The 25363-nt window shown below is 56.5% G+C and carries 17 protein-coding genes; 10 read left to right on the top strand and 7 right to left on the bottom strand.

What is annotated here, in order from left to right; all coding sequences use genetic code 11:
- Positions 1-45: 45 nt before the first annotated feature.
- A complete protein-coding gene (locus tag BXP70_RS16260) occupies positions 46-6009 on the bottom strand; it encodes a carboxypeptidase-like regulatory domain-containing protein (protein WP_086595161.1) in 5964 nt (1987 codons plus the stop codon).
- A 189-nt stretch (positions 6010-6198) separates the two neighbouring features.
- Complete coding sequence (locus BXP70_RS16255; RefSeq protein ID WP_086595160.1) at positions 6199-7254, bottom strand: acetamidase/formamidase family protein; 1056 nt, start codon at positions 7252-7254, stop codon at positions 6199-6201.
- Positions 7255-7466: 212 nt separating this feature from the next.
- On the opposite strand from BXP70_RS16255, the gene BXP70_RS16250 reads away from it, so the two are divergent.
- Entirely contained in the window at positions 7467-9038 is a 1572-nt protein-coding gene (locus tag BXP70_RS16250; RefSeq protein WP_086595159.1) for a rhamnogalacturonidase, read from the top strand.
- Between the two features lie 257 nt (positions 9039-9295).
- On the top strand, positions 9296-11215 hold the full coding sequence (locus BXP70_RS29935) for a rhamnogalacturonan lyase (protein ID WP_086595158.1): 1920 nt from the start codon (positions 9296-9298) through the stop codon (positions 11213-11215).
- Between the two features lie 205 nt (positions 11216-11420).
- On the opposite strand, the gene ygiD is transcribed toward BXP70_RS29935, so the two are convergent.
- Together ygiD and BXP70_RS16235 are read right to left on the bottom strand one after the other, a co-directional pair.
- Complete coding sequence (ygiD, locus tag BXP70_RS16240; RefSeq protein WP_245849655.1) at positions 11421-12305, bottom strand: 4,5-DOPA-extradiol-dioxygenase; 885 nt, start codon at positions 12303-12305, stop codon at positions 11421-11423.
- An 84-nt stretch (positions 12306-12389) separates the two neighbouring features.
- The gene (locus tag BXP70_RS16235; protein ID WP_086595157.1) at positions 12390-12971 is read right to left on the bottom strand and encodes a Crp/Fnr family transcriptional regulator; all 582 of its coding nucleotides are present in this window, start codon (positions 12969-12971) and stop codon (positions 12390-12392) included.
- A gap of 124 nt (positions 12972-13095) precedes the next feature.
- Between BXP70_RS16235 and BXP70_RS16230 the strand changes: the two genes are divergently transcribed.
- A complete protein-coding gene (locus tag BXP70_RS16230; protein ID WP_179197716.1) occupies positions 13096-14130 on the top strand; it encodes a hypothetical protein in 1035 nt (344 codons plus the stop codon).
- A gap of 64 nt (positions 14131-14194) precedes the next feature.
- Here the strand turns inward: BXP70_RS16230 and dnaB are convergent, their stop codons facing one another.
- The gene (gene dnaB / locus BXP70_RS16225) at positions 14195-15808 is read right to left on the bottom strand and encodes a replicative DNA helicase (RefSeq protein ID WP_218779806.1); all 1614 of its coding nucleotides are present in this window, start codon (positions 15806-15808) and stop codon (positions 14195-14197) included.
- Between the two features lie 224 nt (positions 15809-16032).
- On the opposite strand from dnaB, the gene BXP70_RS16220 reads away from it, so the two are divergent.
- Both BXP70_RS16220 and BXP70_RS16215 read left to right on the top strand, forming a co-directional pair.
- On the top strand, positions 16033-17415 hold the full coding sequence (locus BXP70_RS16220; protein ID WP_086595154.1) for a UDP-N-acetylmuramate--L-alanine ligase: 1383 nt from the start codon (positions 16033-16035) through the stop codon (positions 17413-17415).
- A gap of 195 nt (positions 17416-17610) precedes the next feature.
- Complete coding sequence (locus BXP70_RS16215) at positions 17611-17913, top strand: hypothetical protein (RefSeq protein ID WP_086595153.1); 303 nt, start codon at positions 17611-17613, stop codon at positions 17911-17913.
- Positions 17914-18073: 160 nt separating this feature from the next.
- Here the strand turns inward: BXP70_RS16215 and BXP70_RS16210 are convergent, their stop codons facing one another.
- Together BXP70_RS16210 and BXP70_RS16205 are read right to left on the bottom strand one after the other, a co-directional pair.
- Positions 18074-18649, bottom strand: a complete 576-nt coding sequence (locus BXP70_RS16210; RefSeq protein ID WP_143436530.1) for a hypothetical protein — start codon at positions 18647-18649, stop codon at positions 18074-18076.
- Between the two features lie 24 nt (positions 18650-18673).
- Positions 18674-19465, bottom strand: coding sequence for a M48 family metallopeptidase (locus BXP70_RS16205; protein ID WP_086595151.1), 792 nt, complete (start codon positions 19463-19465; stop codon positions 18674-18676).
- A 295-nt stretch (positions 19466-19760) separates the two neighbouring features.
- On the opposite strand from BXP70_RS16205, the gene BXP70_RS16200 reads away from it, so the two are divergent.
- The 5 genes from BXP70_RS16200 (at position 19761) to BXP70_RS16180 (ending at position 25278) form a co-directional block, all read left to right on the top strand.
- Complete coding sequence (locus BXP70_RS16200; protein ID WP_086595150.1) at positions 19761-20375, top strand: fumarylacetoacetate hydrolase family protein; 615 nt, start codon at positions 19761-19763, stop codon at positions 20373-20375.
- A gap of 16 nt (positions 20376-20391) precedes the next feature.
- A complete protein-coding gene (locus BXP70_RS16195) occupies positions 20392-22437 on the top strand; it encodes a M23 family metallopeptidase (RefSeq protein ID WP_179197715.1) in 2046 nt (681 codons plus the stop codon).
- A gap of 173 nt (positions 22438-22610) precedes the next feature.
- Positions 22611-23168: a lipocalin family protein gene (locus BXP70_RS16190; RefSeq protein ID WP_086595148.1), complete on the top strand. Its 558-nt coding sequence runs from the start codon at positions 22611-22613 to the stop codon at positions 23166-23168.
- 105 nt (positions 23169-23273) lie between these two features.
- Positions 23274-23720 carry a thioredoxin-dependent thiol peroxidase gene (gene bcp / locus BXP70_RS16185; protein WP_086595147.1) on the top strand — a complete coding sequence of 149 codons (447 nt, stop codon included), beginning with the start codon at positions 23274-23276 and terminating at the stop codon, positions 23718-23720.
- A 94-nt stretch (positions 23721-23814) separates the two neighbouring features.
- Complete coding sequence (locus BXP70_RS16180; protein ID WP_245849654.1) at positions 23815-25278, top strand: MFS transporter; 1464 nt, start codon at positions 23815-23817, stop codon at positions 25276-25278.
- Positions 25279-25363 lie beyond the last annotated feature (85 nt).

Here is a 25363-nt window from a genome sequence, read left to right as displayed (position 1 = left end):
AACCCCGCGCCCTTGTGCAATTAGGTAGGCTCGTAAACCCCTAGCTCATTCCATCACAACTTGCTTGCTAGCCGCCCGGCCAAAGCGGGTCGGGAAGTACATAAGCTCTGCTTTGGCTGGATTAAGTGTGTAATGCCCCCGAAACCTAGGTTGCAGCGCCACGCGGAAAACGTGGCGACCAGCCGGCAAGACGTCGCAGAAGATGCCAGTTTGCTGGCGCAGGTATTCACGATGTACTTCGTAGCGGTTGGTGGGCGCCGCCGAACCATAAGAACAGCCGGCCGGAATCGGCACTTCCACCAGCACGTAGCGGGCCTCCGCCGGCACATCCACCGTCACTACCAGCTCGACGGGCTGGCCGGTGCGCAACGATACGCGGGCCCCCGTCTGGCCGGCAAGAGCGGTAGTTACTCGGAAAGGTGTTTGAACAGCGGCAGGCTTAGGATTGAGAAAGGTTTGATACGCAGTAGCATACACCGGCAAGGGGCCTTGCTTCCGTAACGACAGGCTGCTACTGGTGGCAGGTAGTGTAGTTTGGAAAGGGAAGCGGGCAATTTCCTGAGTGAGTGGGCCGCTCAACTTTACGGTGCTCGCTACTTCTTTGATAGACTGCTTTCCTAGCAGCAACTCAGGGCTAATCGTCTCGAGAATACAGGCCGCTTCGTAGGTACTGCTCCAGTGACCACCCACGCGTTGGTTCAGCAAGAACGTACGCAGGCGCAACAGCTCCGTCTCATAGCCGCCTTTTGCGCGTAATACTTTGTAGGCCAGAAGGGTATTACCAATGCGAGTTGGTAGTAGCTGCTGGTAGTAGGAATTGGTCGCATGCAACGTGTCCTCGTAGAATATGCCTCCTAGCTCAGTAGCACGACGAAAGCGGCGCAATGTATCCACCTGATACGGTAAGTGTAGCTGCTGGCGCAACGTCGTGGCAGCTAGGTACACATCGAGCAGCTGCCGGCTACGCCCCAACTGATCCAACCGCTTCAGGTACGTCGCATAATCGATTTCGGTGCCGAGTTGGTGCAGCAGCTGTAATAGCCGAATACGGTCGGCCGCGAGCCGCGACCGGCGAGGGTCCTCCCGCGAAGCATCATCGGCGAAAAGCGCATCAAGCAACCCTAGCAGGTACTGTTGCATGACCTTACGATCTAGCTTCACCGCAAAGTCCTGCTGCTCAGCGGCCAATAAGGCTTCCAACACGTGCAGCGTTACCCACGGGCTAACGGGCGAAGCCGGCCAAGTACCCCAGAGCCCTTCGGGCTGGTGCTGACCTCGTAACAGCGTGCGAATCAGCTGTTGAATCTGGTGGCCGGCAGTGAAAGACTGCTGAAGCACTTTCCGGATGCGCTGCTCCACCAGCAGGGCTTTGAGCTTGGAAGCCGCCTGCTCGTTACACAAATACGGGTATGCCTGCACTTGCCGGATTTCATCCAGTAACAGAGGCAGCGGGTCACTTTCCACCCGCAATGTCACCTCCCCTAGCGTCGGGTTGATAGGCAGTTGCAGGGTAGTATCGGCGGCGGTGAGCACGACAAAGGTGCCCACCCGTTCGCGGCTACCCTGTGGCAGCACAGGAATCGTGCGCACTTCGCCATCATGGTAGCCGTTGGCTTGCTGCAATTTATAGGTAAGTTGCAACGAATCGGCCGCCGTGGGGGCTGTCAGGGTCAGCGTATCGATGACGGCCGTGGTTAGTTGATGCTGCCGAGTTGATGGCGCGTTTTTATTCAGACTAAACGAGGTAGTAACCACCGTTGAGTCAGGCAGATAGTTCAAAGCTTTGCCTAGCACTTGCACCCGGTCGCCCTGCACCAGAAAGCGGGGTACGGCCAGCTCAGCGAGCAATGTCTTGAAGGAACGCAAGCGCCCGGTAGCACTACCCGTGCGGCCGTGGTCGTCGGAGCCTAGTACAAAGGTATTCCAGCCGGTAACATCGTCGGGCAACGTGACTTCGGTAGTGGCTTGGCCGTGGCTATCGGTGAACAGCACCGGGCGCCACCAGGCATAATCTGAGAAGCGGCGACGAAGCGCAAAGTGAGTGTCTTGCCCAGTCGCTCCTGCGGGCGTTGCCGCATCCGCAAGGCTAGGTGCGCGGCGGGCAGCGCTTCCGTTTGTTTGGATAATGATTACCCCGGCCGCTGCCCGGGCACCGTAGAGCGCCACAGCTTGTTCATCCTTCAGGACTTTGAGCGAGCGAATGGCCGAAGGGTCTAGGTCGCTCTGCTGACCTTCGAAAGGCACCCCATCCACAATCAGCAATGGGCGCATACTAACCACCGTAGAAGCATTGCCCCTAATTTGAATCGACGCGCTGGAGGCAACCGATACACCGGCAACTTTACCGCTCAGAAGTTGCCCAACGCGCTGCATGCCGTAGCCGACCACTACAACTTCATCCAACGCTTTAGTGTCCGGATGCAGGCGCACTTCTACCGCGCCGCCGCTGCCCACTAATTGTTCCTGAGTGACGTAGCCAACAGAAGCAAACGTGAGCAGGCTATGCGGCGGCACGGCCAGCTCAAAGCTGCCATCGGCGTTGGTTGAGACACCTATGGTAATGCCTTTCACGAGTACCGTCACCCCCGGCAATCCCTCTTCTGAGCCCTGATCTACTACCCGACCTTGCACGATGAGCCAGTCGGGGTTTCGCACCAGCGTTGAGGTTTTGGGACGTGGCGCTAGCGGGCGCACAGTTGGCAAAGCAGGTTGAGCGGCGGCTAGCTGCTGCCGTTGCTGCACCACGCGCCGAATGCGCTGCCGTTCGGAGTCGCCTTGCCGCTGATCGGTGCGGCGTAGTTGCAGATAAGTGGTGCCATTGGCCTGCACCTGCACTTGCGCGGGTACGAGGCAAGTGCTGTCGGCCAGCAGCACGACTGCTTGGTAGCGACCGGGCGCCAGTCCGCGCACAGGCATTAGCCCGCGCAGCAACCGAGTGAAGCTAGGTTTGCTCGGCTGCGTTAACAAGGTAAATAGAGGCGCTGGCACAGCTTCTGCCGCGTGCTCTGTTGGTGGCACCCACAGTTGCAGAGTGCCCTGCCCGGCTCGGGTCTGGATGGTGTCGTCCAACACAAGGCGCTGCACGGGTACCAAACGGCCAACTTGCGCCCGCACGGCAGCTTCGGTCAGGGCAAAACCCTTCAGCGGCACCGAATCGTTGAGCCCCGCTAAGGTGCTGAGCGGCGCAAAATGGTGAGGCGCCGTGCTGGTCATCTTCACCAAACCCGGCGCAAAGTGGTAGCGGTAGTAGGGCTCAAATAAGAACTTCCGCCGCCCGCCCGCTGCCTCCCGGTACAGCACGGAATCAGGCCGGAAAGGACCCGCCAAGCGGGTACCTCCTGCGTACTGGTAGCTGCCCTGATTTATCACTTGCAAGCGGTTCCCTTGGCGCAGCGTTGCTCCACCGGGCCAAGCCGATACGCCCACCGACACTGGCAGCACGTACCGCCCTAGGTTGGCCTGTTCGGCTGGGGTAAACACAGCGCGTTGCTGAACTACCTGCACTTCCGGTTGGACGCGAGCGGGGTCTACGCTCAACGTGAGCTTTTGCAGGTGGCGCAAATACACGCGCTGCAAGGTCACGAGCCGCGTAGCCGTCCGGATAGCGACGGTGTGGTAGCCGCTGTCCGCCACGATGGCGTAGGGTTCCGTGTGGTTTATTTCCCGGATGTAAGCCGGCACGCCATCAATGTACACGGCGGCAGCGGGCGCCACGCGGCCCGAATCGACGACGAAAGGCGCTAGCTGCGTAATGCCGCCCGGCGCGGGTCGGTACTCGCGAAACTGCCCGGTAGCCGGATACAGGAATTGATAGAACAGCAGAGAGTCGAGACCTAGCTGCGTGCGCCAATGTGGCCAGTCGGCGGCTAATGGCCGGGTAGCGGCGTGCGCCGGATTGTTGTCGAACGTAGCCCCGAGCGAGAAGCGCCGCCGCGTGGAGCGACCTAGCACCGACGGTTCAAAGCTAGGTAGGTTGGGCGCTTCGGCTTGCTCAAACTTGGTGGTGTAGGCGTACGCCGTCAGATCCACGCCGGGCATTGGTTCGCCGCTGGCATCGGTCACGGTGTAGCGCAGGCGCAGGTGCTGGCCAGGATAGGCAACTGTGGGCTGCTCAGCCCGAATGTGTAACGCCTTTTGCGGCAGCGGCACCTTGTATTCCGCCGCCTGCATCTGGCCGCCCCAGAAATAATGCAGCGATACAAACCATGGCTCTGGGCTGGCTGTACGGGTAGTTAGGTGCCAACTTTTGCCGTAGCCACGCTGCACCAGCGTATTGCCGCGATAAAGGAAATACCAGAAGGGTAATCGGCGCGGATTGTCTACTTCTAGCTGGAGCGAGTCGCGGGTGCGGTCTGAGCGCAGCGCCAACTCAGCGTTGCTGCTGCTCAGCCGTAACTCGGCGCGGCGGCCTTCTAGGTCTCGCAGCACGTAGCGCACTACCTGCGGTTGCACGGGCAGCAGCAAGGGAAGCTGTACCGCTTGTTGCGTCAACGGCTGCGTGGCAGAACCAGCTGCCCACAGTTCCAAAGTGGCCGCGTGTGGCACGCTTTGTCCGCGCTCGGAGTAGCGTAATTGTAACGAATCATGGCGCAGCGTGAGCTGTAGCTCAGCCGGGTCTAGGTGATATTCTACCGTTTGCTGCTCGACGCGCCGTTCGTTATCGGCATTGAGAAAGGTGGCAATTACACGGTAGCGCAGTTCCGCCGCCGGCAGTACCTGGGGCGGTAAGTTTAGACGGGTTTCGCCTACCGGGTCGAGCGGCTGGGTGGCGGTCCAAAGCGTATCGGGCACAAACACCACAGGCGCGGCTAGCTCCTTTAAGCCCTCGGGCACCACTGCCACCCGCACGCGGGCATCTAGTAGCGGCAGTTCATTAGCATCAGTACCCCGCAGAAACAAGGCTTGCGGCATGCCCCGACGCTGCTCCGCCTCCGCGACCCGTAGGCTGTAGTGCGTGCTCTTTAACTCGTAATCTTCCAACAAAAACGACGTACTAGCGCGGGTGAGTCCTTGCTCATCTTCTAGGCGCACTTGCACCGTGCGGTCAGCCTGGAAACCTAGGGTATCGGTCAGGGGCAAATCGTAGATGTACGAGCCGGGTCGGACGGCGTGCAACGTCACTATCTTTTTAGCCTGACCATTGCTACTCAACCACAGCGTAAGTGGCGCGGAGCTAGGTCGGCCGTTACGGCGGCGCAATACGCGGGCTTTCAGCCGAAGCGTATCGCCGGTGGGGCGGTAGCGCGGCTTGCTTAGGACGAGGTACCCTGTCCAGGTTCGTTCTCGCTTGTCGTCGCGGCGCTGCTGGCGTTCGTCCCGCACCTCCTCGTTGAAGGCAGAGCGCAAGAGCCCAACCAGTCCCGAACTGGTATAGGAGGCATGGGCAAGTTCTTGCCAGAAGGTCCGCAACGGGCGCTTCAGGTAGCCGAGTGGGAACCCATATAGCAGCCGGCGCGACCAGCTGCTAACTATTGCCTTTCTCGGGAAGGTGCGGTTGAGCACATGGTACGTGGTGCGCCCCGCGGCCGTTACCGACAAAATACCTTGGTGGCCGCCTTTCGCCAGCCGGTATGTACGGGTCAATGCATCAAACGGAATTAACCGGTTACGTAGCCGCACCTCAGCATCAGGCACAAGCTGCCCCTCAACATTCTGAACGGTTAGGGCGAGGTCTACCTGATTATCAAGTACGTGCAGCTGTCGGTCGGTTACCGTACGGAGCCAGTATACTAGGCGCGACCCTTCTGCGTGGGCTACCAGATAGTAGCCGTTGGGCAGTGGCCGCCGATTGCCGGTCAGGCTATCCGTTGGGAAAGAGTCGACGGGCTGAGTGAAGAACGTTTTCTCTATACGACCTAGCCCTTTGCTGTACAGCTGTTTGATCTGCGCATCAGTAAGCTGAAATACTTTGGTGTAATAACTCTGTCGACGGGCTTGGGCCAAGTGCTGCTGGGCAGTAGCAGGAAGCAGAAGAAGCAGGCAGCAGCCAAGAAGTAGATGTCGCAACATAGGCAGTGAGAACAGAAGACAACCGCATGATGCCAAGAGCAGCTATTTTCCATACAACTCGCTGTGAAAATAGCCAAGCCCCAGCCGGACCACACCTAGGGTTGGTATTGCTGGGGGGCTTGGCTATTTCCTGGCACTACTTTGCTACCCATGTGCCGCCCCGCTGAGGCTGAGCGCACCCTAGGCTACCTACTTCTTCGCCGTCTTCTTAAAAATGCTTTTGGGGATGATCATGTGGGCGCCGCGGGTGCCGTCGACTACTTGCGTGGCATCGAGGTCGGCCGCGACGCTGGCGAGCATGTAGGCTTCATCACGGGTCAGGCCTTTCTCTTTGGAGAGAAAGTCGACCATTTCGCGCACCGCTATTTTGGCGGCTTTGGTTAGGTCTTCGTCGATGCCCATGGTGATGTAGGTGGTGGGCGTTTCGGCGCGGGGCCAGGTCAGGTGCATGTCTTTGCGCACGATAAACTCTAGGGTGCCGCGCAACGACGTCTCCAAGGCCGTAATATCTACCTCGCCGTTGCCTTGGCCGGCGTGCCCATCTCCCACTTCAAACAACGCCCCCGGCACGTGCACCGGGATGTAAAGCGTAGTGCCCGCTCCCAACTCCTTATTGTCGAGGTTGCCCGCGTGAATACCAGGAGGGGCGCTGTTGATGCGGCCCGATGCGGGCGGCGGCGCCACGCCCATGCTGCCAAAGAAGGGCTTCAAGGGTATGTCGATGCCGGGCGCGAAGTGGGCCACCATCTTCTTCTTATCCAGCGGGATAATCTTCATTTTGGCGTAGCCGAAATCCTCTGGGATAAAGCCGCTCGTGGGGCCAAAGGCATTGTAGGCGTAGGGAATAGCTAGGTCAATCTTCTTGATGCGCACCTCCAGCACGTCGCCCGGCTCGGCGCCTTCGATGTAGATCGGGCCGGTGAGGATGTGGCCGCCGGGGCCTTTGTTGGTTACGTCTTTATAGATATCACGTAACGATTGCTCGACATCTTCGGGCTTTACGCCGGCGCCTTCCAGGCGTGTGGGGCTGTTGGTAATCATCGTTTCGACATCAACGGCATCGCCAGATTTGATGCGCAATACGGGCTTAGCGGCGGCATCGTAGTAGCCCCAAGCTACTGTGCTAGGAGTGACTTTGAGTTGGTGCGTTGTCGGCTTGTTTTGTTGGGCGTGCGCGGCTGTGGTCAGGAGCGCAAAGGCACCTAGGGTAAGAAGCGTCGTATTTCGTAGGTATTGGTTTTTCATGCGTGCGGTTGATGAGCTTGTTTTTCAAGCTACAGACTGCTAGCCCGATCAGTCGTTGCTTGCACGCGAAATTTTCTAAACTCCTGCCATTAGTAGGCCGCGTAGGCCCAACCTCCAGCACAGTACAGTAGACCCGTTCGGCCCTAGCCGCTTAATATTGAAGCACAACCTAGCTTTGCCACTCACGCGGTTGCCCTACCCTTTCACCACGAATGAATATTCTCAAAAGCTACTATCCCCGCCAGCTTTGGCTGTTGTTGAGCGTCTGCTGCTTGGTTACCAGCCTCTCCGCCCAAACGCTAAAAACCCCGCCCGCTACCGTCTACAACATCAAAGCGTACGGTGCCGTGGGCGACGGCAAAACTCTTGACACACAGGCCATCAACCGCGCCATCGAAGCGGCAGCCGCGGCGGGCGGCGGACAGGTGTACTTTCCCGCCGGTACGTATCCCTCCTTTTCGATTCGGCTTAAGAGCAACATCTCTATTTACCTGGAGCAGGGCGCCACGCTTCTAGCCGCCGACCCGAACATCGGCCAAGGCCTTTACGACCTAGCTGAGCCCAACGCTTCCGACAAGTTTCAGGATTTTGGACACAGCCACTGGCACAATAGCCTGATTTGGGGCGAGAACCTGGAGAATGTATCTATCCTAGGTCCAGGTATGATTGACGGGACTAAGGGCCTTACCCGCGAGACACCCAAAAAACCTGGTATTGCCAACAAAACCATTGCCCTGAAGCTTTGCCGCAACGTGTTGTTGCGCGACTTCACGGTGCTCTATGGCGGCCACTTCGTGCTGCTGGCCACCGGCGTCGATAACATGACTATCGACAACCTGCGCCTCGACACCAACCGCGACGGCCTCGATATCGACTGCTGCCATAACGTGCGCGTGTCGAACTGCACCGTAAACTCGCCCTTCGATGATGCCATTTGCCTCAAAAGCTCCTTCGGTCTCGGCTACGCCCGCGCCACCGAGAACGTGACCATCACCAATTGCCAGGTGAGCGGCTACGACCGGGGCACGCTGCTGAAAGGCACCTACGAGCGCAAGGAAGCCGACCTCGTGCCCGACCACGACGGCGTAACCGGTCGCATCAAATTCGGCACCGAGTCGAACGGCGGTTTCAAGAACGTGACCATCTCCAACTGCGTGTTTGAGTTCTGCCGTGGCCTAGCGTTGGAAACCGTGGATGGCGGCATTTTGGAAGATGTCAGCGTGACGAACCTGACCATGCGCGACCTTTCCAGCTCGCCGATTTTCCTACGCCTCGGCGCCCGCATGCGCGGCCCGGCCGGTACGCCAGTCGGTGTGCTGCGCCGTATCAACATCAGCAACATCGTGGTCTACAACGCTGACCCTAGGTACGCTTCTATCATTAGCGGCATCCCTGGCCACCCGATTGAAGACGTGAGCCTGAGCAACATCAAGATTTACTACGCCGGTGGCGGCACGGCAGCGCAAGCCAAGATCAAGGTCCCCGAGGCCGAGAAGGACTACCCTGACCCAGTTATGTTTGGCGAGCTGCCCGCTTATGGCTTCTTCATCCGTCACGCCAAGAACGTCACCGTGCGCAACGTCGACCTCACACCCATCACGCCCGACCAACGCCCTGCCATCTTGCTGAACGATGTGCAACAGATTGATTTTGAATCCATCAAGATAAAAACGGCGGCCGGTGTACCTAGCTATGTCCTCGACCAAGTAGAAGATTTCAGCGTGCTGCGCTCATCATCGATCAAGGATAAGAAGGTTAAGAAAGCCGCGCATACGGAGCTGTAGTTACCTATATCTAGAACGTCATGTTGAGTTTGCCGAAGCCTCTCTCCCGCTTCATCGATTGTAGAGACGCAACACTTTGCGTCTCGTCGTTGCTGATGTTGTTGACCTAGGTTTCCTATACCGGTCGTTCAACGAGGAGACGCAAAGTATTGCGTCTCTACACTGAGCAACGAAGCGGGAGAGAGGCTTCGGCAAGCTCAGCATGACGTTCTCTTTTCCTTTCAAATCAGAAACACCCGCCTCGAAAGCTTCCCCTCATGCAACGCTTTATTCTTTCCATTTCCGCTCTCTTAGCTTTTGCGAGCCAGCCAACCTTCGCGCAGCGGCAGATGGAAAACCTAGGTCGCGGCGTAGTAGCCATTCAGCAAGGGCGCGATTCGACGTTTGTCAGTTGGCGCTTGCTCGGTACTGACTCAGAAAATCTTGCGTTCAATTTGTACCGCAAAACCGGTGACCAAGCGCCAGTCAAGCTGAACAAAACGCCGCTCACAAAAAGCACCAGCTTTCTTGACACAAAAGCTAGCTCGACTGAAGCTAGGTCGTACTTCGTGAAGCCGGTACTGAAAGGCGCCGAGCAGGCCGCCAGCGCGCCCTTCACCTTGGCGGCCAATGCACCAGCGCGCCCTTACCTTTCAGTGCCACTTCAGGTGCCCCCACCCGGCGAAGAGCTAGGTAGCGCCTACACCTACAGCGCCAACGACGCCAGCGTAGGCGACCTGGACGGCGACGGCGAATACGAAATCATTCTGAAGTGGGACCCCTCAAATGGTAAGAACCCGCCGCAGCCGGGCGTCACTGGGCCTACGTTTCTAGATGCGTATACTTTGGCGGGCAAGCGGCTGTGGCGTATCAACCTAGGCAAGAACATTCGCTCGGGCGCCGCTTACACGCAGTTTATGGTGTACGACCTTGATAGTGACGGCCGGGCTGAGCTCGTCTGCAAAACGGCTGATGGCACCATTGATGGCACTGGCAAACCTATCGGCGGCGCTAGCAAAGATTGGCGTACCCTGACTTCTGCTACTGACCCAAAATACGGCAAAATTGTGGACGGGCCGGAGTACCTCACTGTGTTCGATGGCCTGACGGGCGCGGCCCTAGCTTCCCAGCCCTACACCCCGACGCGCTACCCACTCGATGGCTGGGGCGGCATCGGTGGCAACGGCGGCAACGACGTCACTGGCGGCCGCCCTGACCGGTTTACCGCCTGCGTGGCTTACCTGGATGGCGTACACCCAAGCGTAGTGTTCGTGCGTGGCTGGTACGGCCGCACGGTGCTCTCAGCCTGGGATTGGCGCCAAGGCAAGCTCACGCAGCGCTGGATCTTCGACTCAAAAGACGGTAATAACCCCTACTCGGGCATGGCCAACCACAACCTCACGGTAGCCGACGTGGACCAAGACGGTCGCGATGAAGTCTGCGTGGGCGCCATGACCGTGGACGACAACGGCCAGGGCCTCTACACCACCGGCCTGCGCCACGGCGATGCCATCCACCTCACCGATATGGACCCGGCGCACCCTGGCCTAGAAGTATTCGGCATTCACGAAAGCGAGGAAAAAACGCTAGCCCTGAATACGCCCGGCGTGGCCATGTATGACGCCAAAACCGGCAAGACTCTCTTCAGCCAAAGCCCCGGCGTGGACGTAGGCCGCGGCGTCGCCGCCGACATCGACCCCACGCACCTAGGTTTTGAGAACTGGGGCGGCCCCGGCGGCCTACGCGACGTGCACGGCAAAACCATCACCGAAAAGGTGCCTTCTTCCACCAACTTCCTAGTATGGTGGGATGGCGACCTCACCCGCGAGCTGCTCGACAAGAACCGCATCGACAAGTGGGATTGGACCAAAGCCGAAACCCGCAACCTGCTCACCGCCGAAGGCTGCGTAGCCAACAACGGCACCAAAGCCACCCCCACGCTCAGCGCCGACATCCTAGGCGACTGGCGCGAGGAAGTCATCTGGCGCACCTCCGACAGCCACGAACTTCGCATTTACAGCACCACCATCCCCACCGAACACCGCTTCTACACCCTGATGCACGACCCACAATACCGGCTCAGTATCGCTTGGCAAAACACGAGCTATAATCAGCCGCCGCACACCGGCTTCTACCTAGGTGCCGGCATGAAAAAGCCCCCGCAGCCGAAAATCGTACTGACGGGGATTAAGCAATAGGACTAGGAGCTAAAACTAGTAAACTAGTTCCCCTCCTTTTTTCAAGGAGGGGTGGCCGCAGGCCGGGGTGGTCAACGTCGTTGAACGATGATTAGAGACTAGAACTCAAAAGCCAGCTCCAGTCTTCTAGTTCTAGCTCAACCACCCCGGCCTGCGGCCACCCCTCCTTGAAAAAAGGAGGGGAACTTGGTTTTTAGTTCTAACGCTACCCTGCCATAAACGTGCGCATGCTCAGCCCGCCGTACGACACCTCCTCAAACACCTGCTTGATGGGTTCTTTCGCTTCGGTGGCACCTAGGCTGTAGAGCACGGGCAAGTAGTGGTCGACGGTCGGGACGGCGAGGGCACCGGCTTGGCCGGTTTGCTGATAGTTGACGAGGCTGCGGAAGTCGCGCTGGTCGATTTTGTTTTTCACCCACGCATCAAACTCCACCGCCCAATCGTGCGGCGTGTTGTCGTTCATCATCAGCTTGGGCACACTCAGACGCAGATTGTGCACGATGTTGCCGCTGCCAATGATCAGCACACCCCGCTCGCGCAAAAACTGAAGCTGCTGAGCTAGTTCAAAGTGATACGCTAGCGGCTTGGTGTAGTCGAGGCTGAGCTGGAACACCGGAATGTCGGCCTGCGGGAATAGGTGGTGCAGGATGGTCCAGGAGCCGTGGTCGAGTCCCCATTCGTCGGAGCCGTGCACGTCGGGCACCATGTCGATGAGTTGCTGGGCAAACTCCGGCGAACCGGGTGCTGGGTACTGCATATCAAACAACGCCTGCGGAAAGCCGCCGAAATCGTGAATGGTCTCCGGCATGGGGTTCAGCGTGGCAAACGAGCCCTTCGTGAGCCAGTGCGCCGACACCACTAAGATGGCCGTGGGCGGGTGGTCGAGCCGGATCTGCTGCCCTAGGTTCTGCAACGTTTGGGTGAAGGAGTTATCCTCCAGCGCATTCATCGGCGAGCCGTGCCCCACAAACAGCACCGGCATTTTGTCGCTCTTCCGGAAAGAAGTAGCAGTGGAATATAAATCGTTCAGTTTCATGGTTGAAGCAAAAGGCAGGGCGGCCAGCATCTTCAGAAAACGACTGCGTTGCATACCAGCTACCCTCTTGATTTCATACCAAAATTACCTTCTCCCAAGCCTCAGCGCCTTGATGTAGGATAAGAAATCAACCTTCCCTCACGACCTAGCTAACTCCTTCCGCACCCGGCTCAACGACTCCGGTGTGATACCTAGGTAGGCCGCAATCATACGCTGTGGCAAGCGCTGCACCAGGGTCGGGTACATCTGCAGAAACTCCAAATAGCGCTCTTCGGCTGTGGCGCTCAGAATGGAAATCAAACGCCGCTGCATACTCGCCATACTATTCTGCAACAGCGTATGAAAAAACGCTTGAAACTCCGGTCCAATAGTTTGTAACAACGGCAAGAAATCAGGACCAAAGAGCAACACTTCCGAGTCTTCCAAGGCATCGATAGAAAACATAGCTGGCAAGCCGCGCAACATGCTGTATTGGTCCGATATCCACCAGCTTTCCGGCGCAAATTGCAGAATATGCTCCTTGGTTTTCTTATCGACCACATAGCTTCGTAAGCAGCCCTGCACTACAAAAGCACCACGGCGTCCTGCCTCGCCCTGCCGGATAAGAACCTCATGTCGTCGTAACGTACGCGGCTGCAACTGAGCTTGTAGCGCCTCGACTTGCGTATCAGTAATTCCAGGTAAGCGTGTTTGAAAATAAGCGCGGAGTTGTTCGTACATATACTTTTACCCAAGTACCTGTCATTGACTCTTCTACTCGCTTTACTTACTTTTGAAGTACTTCTAGAATATATAATTAATCTCAATGATTAATCTTGCCAGGATATCAACACTGCTATTATATATGATTAGCCAAGTAGTAGCAGGTCAAAAACTAGAGAGCTTTAAATCTAATTATATACGAGAATATCTACCTACTCCTGTAAGTCCGCAGGGAAGGGTACACGTTATTACCGTATTGGATTCCGTTATAGATGAACAGCGAGCGAAAAAACGCTACGAGGATATCCGATTTATTTATAATCGCCATAGCAATGTTATCCAAGTTGATTTTATCAGAGCTCATACTGACACCATCTATATGCAATATAAATACGACCAGCTAGGGCGTATTATTGAACAAAATAGACCTGCAGACAAGTACAGACAACAGATTCTATATTATTACCATGATAAAGAAGGAATAAGCGAGGAAATTGTTTTCAAAGTACCGGGCGTAAGAAGCGAGAAAGCTGTTCGTTACTATCAAAACGGCAAACTTATCCGCTTGGAATCGCATGCACAAGTAGACAATCCTTTGATCGTTACTCATTACGAATATGATCTAAAGGGAAATTTGATAAAAGAAGCTCTAATCAACACACAATTAGACCCTAATAGTGTCAACTATAGACAATTAGCACCAAACGAAATTCTTTTCCCCACTAGCCATACAATTAATTATCAACGGCATTATGAAAAAGATAATCAACTACGCAGTGTTACTGAAATATGGGGCAAGACCTTACACAAAAGAACACTCTATAGTCAGCAAAATGACACTAGTATAACTCAGAATACAAAATACTTCTTTGATTACAAATCAAAGAAGTATACTCCATCGAGTATAGAAACAATTAAACAAATACAAGATTTAACCATAAGAGAAAGTAACTACTTTGACGAAGATTCAACGATCATTCAAAGTCACTTTAAAACATATTACATAAATAAACTTCCTATTAGAGGCGAAGTCCTATTCACAAGAAACTCCAAGCTTTCTGAGCAAGAGTATTCTTATCTTTATAAGTACGACAAAGCCGGAAACTGGAAGCAGATGGCTTATTTAACAGACAACAAACTTACTAGAGTTATCCAGAGAATAATTGAGTACTATTAATACAAAATAAAACCCGTACCCCGCCTGAATAGGGCATGTTACGGGTTTATTGTTAAATAGGCTATTAAAACGGCGGATCTTCGTTGCCGAAGTTGCTGCGTGGGAAAGCTTGGGGGGGTGGCGTGTCGTTGTTGATGCGCGAACCTAGGCGGATGGTATTAGGCGCAAAGCTGCTCGCGTCATCGTCGAAGGTGCTGGCGGGGAAGGCGCCGGTGTTGAAGTCGTCGCCGCCGAAGCCGCCACCGTCGAGGTCGGCAAACTTGGTGAAGCGACCGATAAACTTGAGCTGCACCGTTTCGAGCGAGCCATTTCGGTGCTTGGCAATGATAACCTCACCCATACCTTGGGTTGGGTTGCCCATTTCGTCTTCCGTAATCTTATAATACTCTGGGCGGTACAAGAACACCACCATGTCGGCGTCCTGCTCAATAGAACCTGATTCACGAAGGTCACTCAGCTGTGGCTTCTTGTCGCCGCCGCGGGTTTCCACCGAACGCGAGAGCTGCGACAGGGCTAACACCGGCACGTTCAATTCCTTAGCAATACCCTTGAGCGCCCGCGAGATAGAGGCAATTTCCTGTTCGCGGTTGCCAGCGCCTTTGCCCCCATCCGCGTTACCCGTCATCAACTGCAAGTAGTCGATGATGATCATTTGGATGTCGTGGTGGGCCTTGAGGCGGCGGCACTTGGTGCGTAGCTCCCGGATACTCAGCGCGGGCGTGTCGTCAATGAAAATTGGGGCCGACGACAAGGACGAAATCTTGTGGTTGAGTTGGGCCCACTCGTAGTCGGCTAGGTTACCCTTCTTGATCTTCTCCGAATCTAGCTCTGCCTCCGCTGAAATCAGACGATTCACGAGCTGAATCGACGACATTTCCAGCGAGAAGATAGCTACCGGCTTCTTGTGGTCGACGGCCGCGTTGCGCATGGCCGACACCACGAAGGCGGTTTTACCCATACCCGGTCGAGCCGCAATAATCACTAAGTCGGACGGTTGCCAACCGCTGGTTACTCGGTCTAGCGCTGAGAAGCCGCTGGGCACACCCGTGAGGCCATCCTTCTGGTTTTTCTTTTCTTCCAGCTCTTTGATGGCTTTCCCCATCAAGGAGCGCATGTCGTCGAAGTTCTTGCGAATGTTCGATTCCGACACTTCAAACAACGACTGCTCGGTTTGGTCCAGCAGGTTAAACACGTCGGTGGTATCCTCAAATGCGTCGCGGTGGATGTCGCTAGCAATGCGAATCAGCTCCCGCTTGATGGCGTTTTCGGTGATAATACGGGCGTGATACTCGATGTTGGCGGCCGAGTTGACCTTGAACGTGAGATTAGCTACGTAGTGCGTGCCGCCGGCCGCTTCTAGTTCGCCCATCTCGCGCAGCTCCTGGTTGACCGTCAGGATATCAATCGGCTCCGACTTGTCGAACAAGTTTAGGATGGCCTTGAAGATGCGCTGGTGCTTGTCGTCGTAGAAGCTTTGCGGCTTCAGAATATCGATAACCGTGGTCAGAGCATCTTTTTCCAGCATTAGCGCACCTAGCACAGCCGACTCCAACTCGCGCGCCTGGGGCGGCAGCTTGCCAGTGGGCGAAGCGAGGGTCAGCACGGGCGGGCGGCTATTCCAAGCGGCTTTGGCCCGCGAGGCCGATTGTTTTAGGCGGTCATCCATTCGGTCACTCATAGGGGTACTCAACAAATCTAACGCAAAAGGGGCACAAAGCTAGCGGCTACAACTTAGATTTAGCAAAGTGTCCTTATCCTTTCTTTTGGGTATCTTACCCGAATACGTAGCCCAGGCTTTTACTCTTTTTTCCGAGAGTTGGACGAGCTTTTCCCAAAATGGCAGACGCAACTCTGTGCCGTGTGTTCTTACCTTTACGGCCTTTTCCTGCTTACCGCTTCTGAATGGCCTCTCTTCCTTCTTTCCAACGCTTGCACCTGATTGCCGTCGGGGGGAGCATCATGCACAACCTAGCCCTAGCGTTGCACCGCAGTGGCGTACAGGTAACGGGTTCTGACGATGAAATATTTGAGCCCGCGCGCGGCCGCCTAACAGCCGCCGGCATTTTGCCGACCGAGGAAGGCTGGTTTCCGGAAAAAATTACCACCGACCTCGACGCCGTGATTGTGGGTATGCACGCCCGCGCCGACAACCCTGAGCTGCTACGCGCCCAGGAGCTAGGTCTGCGGGTGTACTCGTTCCCGGAGTTTATTCACGAAGCCAGCAAAGACAAGCAGCGCATCGTGATTGGCGGCTCGCACGGCAAAACCAGCATCACCTCGCTTATTCTGCACGTGCTGCGCTACCACGGTCGCAAGTTCGACTACGCCGTGGGGGCCCAGCTTGAAGGCTTCGACCTAATGGTGCAGCTCACCGACGACGCACCCATCATCATCATTGAGGGCGATGAGTACCTCTCCTCGCCCATCGATCGACGGCCTAAGTTTCACTTGTACCAGCACCACATTGGTGTGATTTCTGGCATCAGCTGGGACCACATCAATGTGTTTCCGACGGAAGAGGACTACCGCGAGCAGTTCCGCATTTTCGCTGAAATGACGCCCAAAGCAGGCGTGCTCATCTACGACCAGGACGACGAGCAGGTGCAGCTCGTGACGGTGCCCTCCTCCCCCGACGTGCGGTACGTGGGCTATGGCCCGCACGAGCACGTCATTCGGCAGGGGCGCACGTACTTGCTTACGAAGAAAGACGAGGAAGTGCCGATTCAGGTGTTTGGCGAACATAACCTGCGCAACATTTCGGCAGCACGCGAAGTCTGCAAGCAACTGAGCATCAAAGGCAAAGATTTCTACGAAGCCATTGCCACTTTCAAAGGAGCTGCCCGCCGCCTGGAGCTCGTGCGCGCCGGCCAAGATTCGGTGGTGTACAAAGACTTCGCCCACGCACCTTCCAAGCTCAAGGCCACGGCTACGGCCCTAAAGCAGCAGTTTCCGCAGCGCCGACTGGTCGCGTGCTTGGAGCTGCATACCTTCAGTAGCCTGAACCCAGCCTTTCTGCCGCAGTACGCGCACACCTTCGACGCGCCCGATGTGGCGGTGGTATACTTCAACCCGCACGTGCTGGAGCACAAGCGCCTACCGCCCCTAGCTCCCGAGGCTGTACAGACAGCTTTCCAGCGCCCCGATTTGAAAGTATTTACGGACAGCCAAGCCCTGGCTGACTTCCTGCACCAGCAGCCTTGGAACAACGCCAACCTGCTGATGATGTCGTCGGGCACCTTCGATGGGCTTGATCTGGCCAAGCTAGCAGCAGAAGTAGTTTCCTAAAGATTCTGCACCAGTATAAAAAGCCCCTTTCACGCAGCAAGCAGCGTGAAAGGGGCTTTTTTCTCGTTAAAGCAGGTAGTTTACTGGTTGAAAATAAACCAATTAGAACGCCGTGCAGACTGCTTCTTTCCTTTTAGCTTTGTTGGATTCTCCCCCGTCGTCGTACTGATTTCCCTACCCGCTATACTTCTTTGAATGGACACGAAGTCTCCGCTGCATCAGCACTTGACCAATGCCCTCACGCACGCCGTCCTAGATTATCTGCGCGCAGAAATCGAGCTACAGAAAGAATCGTTGCGGACCGATGTGCAGCAACTTTCGCTGGAGGAAGAAGCCCAGCGCATTAGTACGCTCATGGCGCCTAACCTCACCATTACCATTGATGTACACTTGCGCCGGCTTTTGTACCCAGAGCAGCGGGAGCGTACCGACGAATGGCTGCGCTCGCAGAGCTACATGCACCGCCGCGAAGACGAGAACAACCGACCTAGCGCTTAATCCTACCTAGGTTAGCCTTGGCAGATACATACAAAAAGGCCCGCGTGAGCGGGCCTTTGCTATTTCTCTTCAGTAGGTTTTGCCGGCTTGGGTCGCCGCTTGTCGGTGGTTAGTAACAGGGCAAGAGCGGTGAGGCTCAGGCGTAGGATCCATTTGCGGTTCATTGGCGAACGAAAAAATTGTTGTACTCTTTCACAATCAGGTCGCAGCGGCTACCGCCAGTGTTTTCCTCGCAGGTAGTACCCACGATACGGTTCTTCTCGAAGGAAAACGAGCAAAACGAGCAGCCTACGCTGGTCAGGATGTAGCGTTCGGCGCTGGAGCTTAGGTATAGGCTGTTGTCTGAGGAGCTTTGCAGCGGAATGGCCATGGCCCGGTACATGCCATTGCGCAACCCAACGCCTACTAGGTAATATACGGGTTTGTCGTTCTTGCTTTCCTGTACCTTCTGCACAGAGGTTTTGTCGATTACCGTCCCATCGTTGAACAGGCGGATAAAAGCTGTGGCCATCTGATTGCGCGGCACAATGTACTCTACTTTGCCCTCGTTGATCGTGGCTATCTGCCTGTTTACGGCTTCGCGGCGGCGTTGCGCAGCGGCCGCATCCGGGTCGTCGGCGGGCATTCCTCTTTCGGGGAAGCCATGCTTGCTGGTTTCACAGGCCGTGAGTGCTCCTGCCAGACCTAGGCAGGCAGCGAGCACCGTACGCACGACAACAGAAGAGAAAGGTTTCATGTGAGTGGGTGAAGGACAAGTCCCTTAGCGAGGCTTGTAGTATTTCTGAGCTTCTGGCATTAACCGTTGAATGTCGGCAATGCGCTGCTGGTCGGCGGGGTGATCAGACAAAAACGCGGGTGTACCGCCTTGGCTTTGAGCCGCCATCCGTTGCCAGAACGCAATAGCCGTTTCGGGGTTGTAGCCGGCCATCGCCATAAAAATCAGGCCTAAGTGGTCGGCCTCACTTTCCTGCTGGCGGCTGAAGTGTAGTAAACCTAGCTGCGAGCCCGCCCCTACGGCTGTCATGAGCATACTGCCTGCCACCGTTGGGTTAGCACCCGTCACGGTCTGCAATGCCGCGCCACCGTACTGCGCAATAAGCTGGTCGCTCATCCGCTCGCTGCCGTGCTTGGCTACAGCGTGCGAAATTTCGTGGCCGAGCACCACAGCTAGTCCGTTTTCGTCTTGCGTGATGGGCAAAATACCGGTGTAGACCACCACCTTGCCACCGGGCATGCACCAGGCATTCACCTGCTTATCTTCTACCAAGTTAAACTCCCACTCGTAGCCAGCGAGGGCAGCAGTGTTGTTAGTTTGAGCCATGTACTCTTCCACGGCGTGCTGAATGCGCTGCCCCACGCGCTTCACCATGGCCGTTTGGCTGGCGTTTGTAGAAAGTTTGCTCTCACTTAGCGTTTTCTTGTACTCCTGGTTGCTGAGTGTCAGCATCTCGCTATCGGAAACTAAGCTCAATTGCCGACGGCCAGTGATGGGAACGGTGGTGCAGCCAGCGGCTATCAGCAACGAGCTTGCTAGAATGATTTTTTTAAGCATGATGAAGAGGGGAACTGTGGAGAGACAGCGCCAGGCTCGGGGGTTGAACCCTAGGTCAGCGTTAAGCAGCTATACGTCGGGGCCTAGGTAAAATGTTTGATTGCCTATATGTCACTTTTGTGCTTGGGGGCTAGTGCTTGGTGCTTAGTTTTGACACCGCGTACAGAACAACTCTGCCAAACGCAACCCAGTACATAAGCATGCAGGCCCTCGCGTAGCAGGATACGGGCGGAAGAACGTTACCTATTACGCGAGGCCTAGGCCCCAAGCACAAGCCCCCAAGCACTACGCCCCAATGAAAATTCTTTGCATCGGCCGCAACTACGCCGACCATATCGCCGAGCTTCAGAACGAAACCCCTGACGCACCCGTCATTTTCGCTAAGCCAGATACCGCCTTGCTGCAACGCAACCAGCCGTTCTTCTACCCCGATTTTTCGCAGGATATTCACCACGAAATCGAACTGGTGCTGCGCATCAGCAAAAACGGCAAGAACATCGACGAGAAGTTTGCTCATACCTACTTCGACGCTATTGGCCTAGGCATCGACTTCACGGCCCGCGACCTGCAGGGCAAGCTCAAAAGCAAGGGCTTACCGTGGGAACTTGCCAAGGGTTTTGACGGGTCGGCCCCGCTCTCGACCACCTTCAAGCCAGTAGCCGATTTTGCTGACCTAGCCAACATCAATTTCCGTCTGGAAGTAAACGGCCAGGTGCGCCAACAGGGCAACTCCAGCCTGATGCTGCACCCGTTTGCGGCCATAATCTCTTACATTTCGCGTTTTATTACCCTCAAAATGGGCGATTTGATTTTCACGGGCACGCCCAGCGGCGTAGGGCCGGTGCAGATTGGTGATCAGCTAACGGGGTATATTGAGGACGAGAAATTGTTGGATGTTGCGGTTAAATAAATTTCGATTGCCGGTCGTGGGTTCTTCGCAGCCGGTTCGCGTACGCGTTTTTTCTTGGAACAAGCTAGCGGTAGGCGCCTTGGTGCTGCTGACCACTACCAGCTTGCGCCCCGCCCCGTTTGGAGCTACTGCGCCACCAGCAAGGGAGTCGAAAGCCGGCTTCTCGCTGGGCAGCAGCAACGCCGGCCCGGGCACGCCGCAAGCCGGGCCAGTCTCACACCCCAATGTGGAGAAGGGCTACTTTCTGTTCCCTATCAAGCCCGGCAAGCCCAACTACCTAGCGGGTAGCATGGGAGAGCTGCGCCCCAACCACTTTCACGGCGGCCTCGACATCAAAACCGACGGCCGCGTGGATTTGCCGGTGTACGCTGCCGCTGATGGCTACATCTCGCGCATGAAGCAGTCGAGCTTCGGCTACGGCAACGTGCTCTACATCACCCACCCCAACGGCCTGACAACCGTGTACGGTCACCTGAACCGCTTCCTAGGCCCCGTGGCCGACCAGATGCGACAGCAGCAGTACGAGAAGCAAACCTTTGAACTGGAGCTGTTTTTCACCAAGGAACAGTTTCCGGTGAAGCGCGGCGACCTAGTTGCGCTGTCGGGCAACACGGGCGGCTCGGGCGGGCCGCACTTGCACTGGGAAGTGCGCGACGCCCACGACGCGCAGCTCAACCCCTTGCAGTGGGGCGGCTTCGACGAAATTCAAGACCACGTGCCGCCTACTATTCAGGCGTTTGCCGTAGAACCGCTCAGCATTGATGCGCGGGTGAGTGGTCGTTTTGACAAGGCTGTGCTTGCGCCCAAGCTCCCCGTGGGCCCCGGCGTGCCGGTCACATGGGCTGATACGATTAACTGTTTTGGCACTATTGGCTTGCAGGTGCAGGCCTTCGACCGCTTCGATACGGCCTGGAATCGCAATGGCTTGCAGCGCGTGGAAGTGCGCGTAAATGGGCAGCCAACGTATCAGTATGTAATTGACGGGGTGCCATTTAGCGATACGCGTACGATTTCAGACCACATCGACTACGAATGGCAGCACACCATGGGACGCACCCTGGAAAAGCTGTTTGTAGACGACGGCAACATCCTGCCGATCTACACCACCGGCCCTAGCAAAGGCAAGCTGCGGGTGGAAGACGGCAAGCTTTACGCCGTGGAGGTGAACCTGCTCGACTCGTACGGCAACAGCACGCCGCTGCGCTTTGTGCTGCGCGGCCAACAGCCCATGTACTACAAAACGCGTAGTGCCGCTGTCCGCCAGCCTGCTGTGCGCTACGACATCACGCGCAACATCCTGAAGGTATCCGTAGCCGACCCTGATACCGCTAGCCAGGGCGGCAACCTGACGCTGCTGCGCAACGGCCGCCGGCTAGAGCTAAAACCTAGCTACACAGTGCAGAGCCAGAATGTGTACCTCTACGATTTGCGCGCGGGCTTGCCTGATTCCATTCGGTTTGGCCGCGTGGTGCAGCGCTTCAACCGGCAGGCCCTAATACCCGCGGGCCAGGAGTTTGCCTTTTCTAACAGCGTGCTGAACCTAGCTTTTGGGCCGCGCACGCTGTTCGATACGCTGTATTTGCAAACCAGCTATAAGGAAGGCCTATGGACCATTCAGAACACCCGCACGCCGCTGTTTGAGCCCCTGCGCCTGACGTTGAAGCCCGAGGAAGAGATTATCGACAAGCAACGCTCGGCGGTGTACATGATTAACGCGCGCGGCGGCCGCATCTACCAAGGCGGCAAGTGGGACGGCAATCAGATTACGGCACCGATTAAAACATTCGGTTCGTTTCGCGTCCTCACCGACACCATTCCGCCCTCGGCGCGGCTGGTGAGCAAGTCGGCGGCGGGCGTGACATTCGTGGTCGGCGACAACCTCTCGGGGCTCGCTAGCTACCGCTTGCTGGTGAACGGCCAGTGGCGCTTGCTGCGCTACGAGTACAAGAACGCCACGCTCTTCACCGACCGGCAGGACCACACCGTACCGCTGGCCGGCGATGCCGAGCTCCACCTCACCGACCAAGCCGGCAACGAAAAGGTGCTGCGGTTTCGGATTTAGTGATTAAGCCAATAGGTCGTCATTTCGACCAGTGGTCGACATGACGTTCGCTTTCCTGATGCGACCCTAGCGGGGCAGACGCTTACTACGTAGCACGTAGAACTTGATTCAGCGTTAAGCAGTAAACGAACCACGTCTAGGTAGTACTTACCAAGCACTAAGCCTCAAACCCTATGAAACCACGCCGCCCTGTTCTGCTTGCTACTGCTGCCACAGCCGTTGTAGCAGCTTCTGCCCTTCTCTACTCCAAAGCCCGTCGTGCTCCCCTGCCCGTCGTGCCACACGTCGATTTGAAGCGCTACATGGGCGTGTGGTACGAAATTGCCCGCCTGCCCGCACGGTTTGAGAAAAACTGCGAGCATGTCACGGCTTCTTACCACCTGCGCCCCGATGGCAAGGTAAACGTGTTCAACACTTGCCACAAAAATGACGTGAATGGCCCAGCGGACACGGCCAAAGGCCTAGCCCGCGTCGTGGATCCGAAAACTAATGCCAAGCTGAAAGTCCAGTTCTTCTGGCCTTTTGAAGGCGACTATTGGATTCTGGAGCTAGATCCACACTACCGTTTCGCCGTGGTAGGCGAGCCGGGCCGGAAGTACCTGTGGGTGCTAAGCCGCACGCCCCAATTAGAACGCTCCATCCGCGACCGGCTCATTGTCAAGGCTCACGAGCTAGGCTTCCCCGTCGAAAACCTGATTTACACGGGCCAGCCGCTAGGTGAAGAAGCGTAGACAACTTGCCGTTTGAAGCCCTAGCTTCGCGGTTCGTTTCACGCTTTACCTGCTTCTTCCACACGCTTCGCTCCGCCAACGGGAGCGTTGCGCTAATCTTATCCTATGCAACTGCACGCTGGCAACCCCGCCCCCGATTTCGAAGCCCTTGACCAAGATGGCAACCTCATTCGTCTGGCTGATCTGCGCGGCAAAAAAGTAGCCCTCTACTTTTACCCCAAAGACGATACGCCCGGCTGCACTGCCCAGGCCTGCAACCTGCGCGACCACAGCGAAGAGCTAACCAGCAAGAACGTGCAAGTCATTGGCGTGAGCGTCGACGGTGAAAAGTCGCACAAGAAATTTGCTCTGAAGTATGAGCTGCCCTTCCCCTTACTGGTCGATACGGACAAAAAAATTGTGGAGGCCTACGGGATGTGGCAGGAAAAATCGATGTACGGCCGTAAGTACATGGGCACCATGCGCACCACTTTCCTAATTGATGAGCAAGGGATTATCGAGAAGATCATCGAGAAGGTAGACACGAAAAACCACGCGGCGCAGCTACTCTAAACGGGTTACACCGTATGAACGGTCATCCGGAGCTAGGTCCTTCCTATGCTCTGGATGACCTTTTTTATTTCAAGCTCCGCTATTTCCTTCGCTCGTGCCCGAAACGCCTGTTGCTCCTCCCGCTACCTCCGCCTCCAACAAGTGGATGGTGCTCGCTACCCTAGCTTTTGGCACCTTCATGGCCACGCTCGACAGCAGCATCGTCAACATTGCCTTGCCCACTATTCGACGGGAGTTGAACGCCGGCGACAGTGTCGAGTGGATCGTGCTTAGCTACCTGCTGGCCACCACCAGCACGCTGCTGATTATGGGCAAGCTCTCGGATCTGGTGGGCCGGCGGCAGCTCTACATCACGGGTTTTGCGGTGTTTGTGGGCGGGTCCTTGCTGTGCGGGCTCGCCTGGAGCAATTGGTCGTTGGTCTTTTTCCGGGTTATTCAGGGCCTAGGTGCTTCCATGATCTTTGCTATCGCGCCCGCCATCGTTAGCGATACCTTTATTCCCCAAGAACGCGGGCGGGCCCTGGGCCTGATTGGGACTATTGTGGCGGCCGGCAGCAGCGCGGGTCCGGTTATCGGCGGGCTTCTCCTAGGTCGTTTCGGCTGGTCGAGCATCTTTTTTGTCAACGTGCCCATTGGTCTCATTGGCATCTGGCGAGCCTGGACGGTATTACCCAAAAGCAACAAACAGCCCCAGCAAGCCTTCGACCTCATCGGCGCGGGGCTTTTCCTGGTGGGCGTGGTCACGCTCCTGATTGGACTGGATTTCGGTCCCGAGCCCCAGTACGGCTGGGATCATCCGCTGGTGCTGGCGCTGATTGGGAGCGGCACGGTGTTTCTAGGGGCTTTCCTCTTTTGGGAAGCTAGGGTGAAAGAGCCCATGTTGCGCTTAGAGTTGTTTCGCAACTACCCGTACACGGCAGCCATTTTTGCGGCCTTGCTGGGCTTTGTGGCGTCGGGCTCCAACTTGTTTATTATCCCGTTCTTTCTCCAGCAGCTCCTGCACTTCACCCCCCAGCGTGCGGGCTTGGTGTTGCTGGCAGGCCCACTAACGCTGAGCATGGTAGCTCCCTTGGGCGGCTACCTTTCCGATAAAATCAACGCCCGCTGGATCTCGACTGCGGGCTTGCTGCTGGCGGCCTTTGGCTACTTCATGTTTTCGCGCCTCCAGCCCGACTGGGGCTGGCAAAACGTGGTGTGGCGGAGCGCTCTTATCAGCATGGGCTTCGGCTTGTTTCAGTCGCCTAATAGCAGTAGTGCGCTCAATGCGGCCCCGTTGGCACAACGGGGTGTGGCGAGTAGTTTGCTGGCCTTCATGCGCAACCTAGGTTTTGTGGTCGGCATTGCGCTGGCAGCGGCGGTCTGGTATAGCACTCGCAACCGCTACGCCCTGGCGCACCACTTAGCGCCCGAAAACGCTGAGGCCCAAGTGCAAGGCATGCATTATGCCTATTTGGTTATGAGTGGCTTGGTACTGCTGGGCGCCATTGTCTCTTTCTCACGGGGTTCCAACAAAGTGGCCGCCCTCGACCAACCGGTGCCGCAGTCTGCTGCGGCGTAGGCAAGCTCCACCGTTGCGCCGCGCCGTAGCCACTGACTGCTAGATGCGCATTTACACGAATCAGAGATGTTGCCCCGTTGTACGT

The sequence above is a fragment of the Hymenobacter crusticola genome (genome assembly GCF_002154225.1).
GTDB lineage: Bacteria > Bacteroidota > Bacteroidia > Cytophagales > Hymenobacteraceae > Hymenobacter > Hymenobacter crusticola.
Note: the sequence above shows the minus strand (reverse complement) of the source record. Positions and strands in the feature narration are given on the sequence as shown.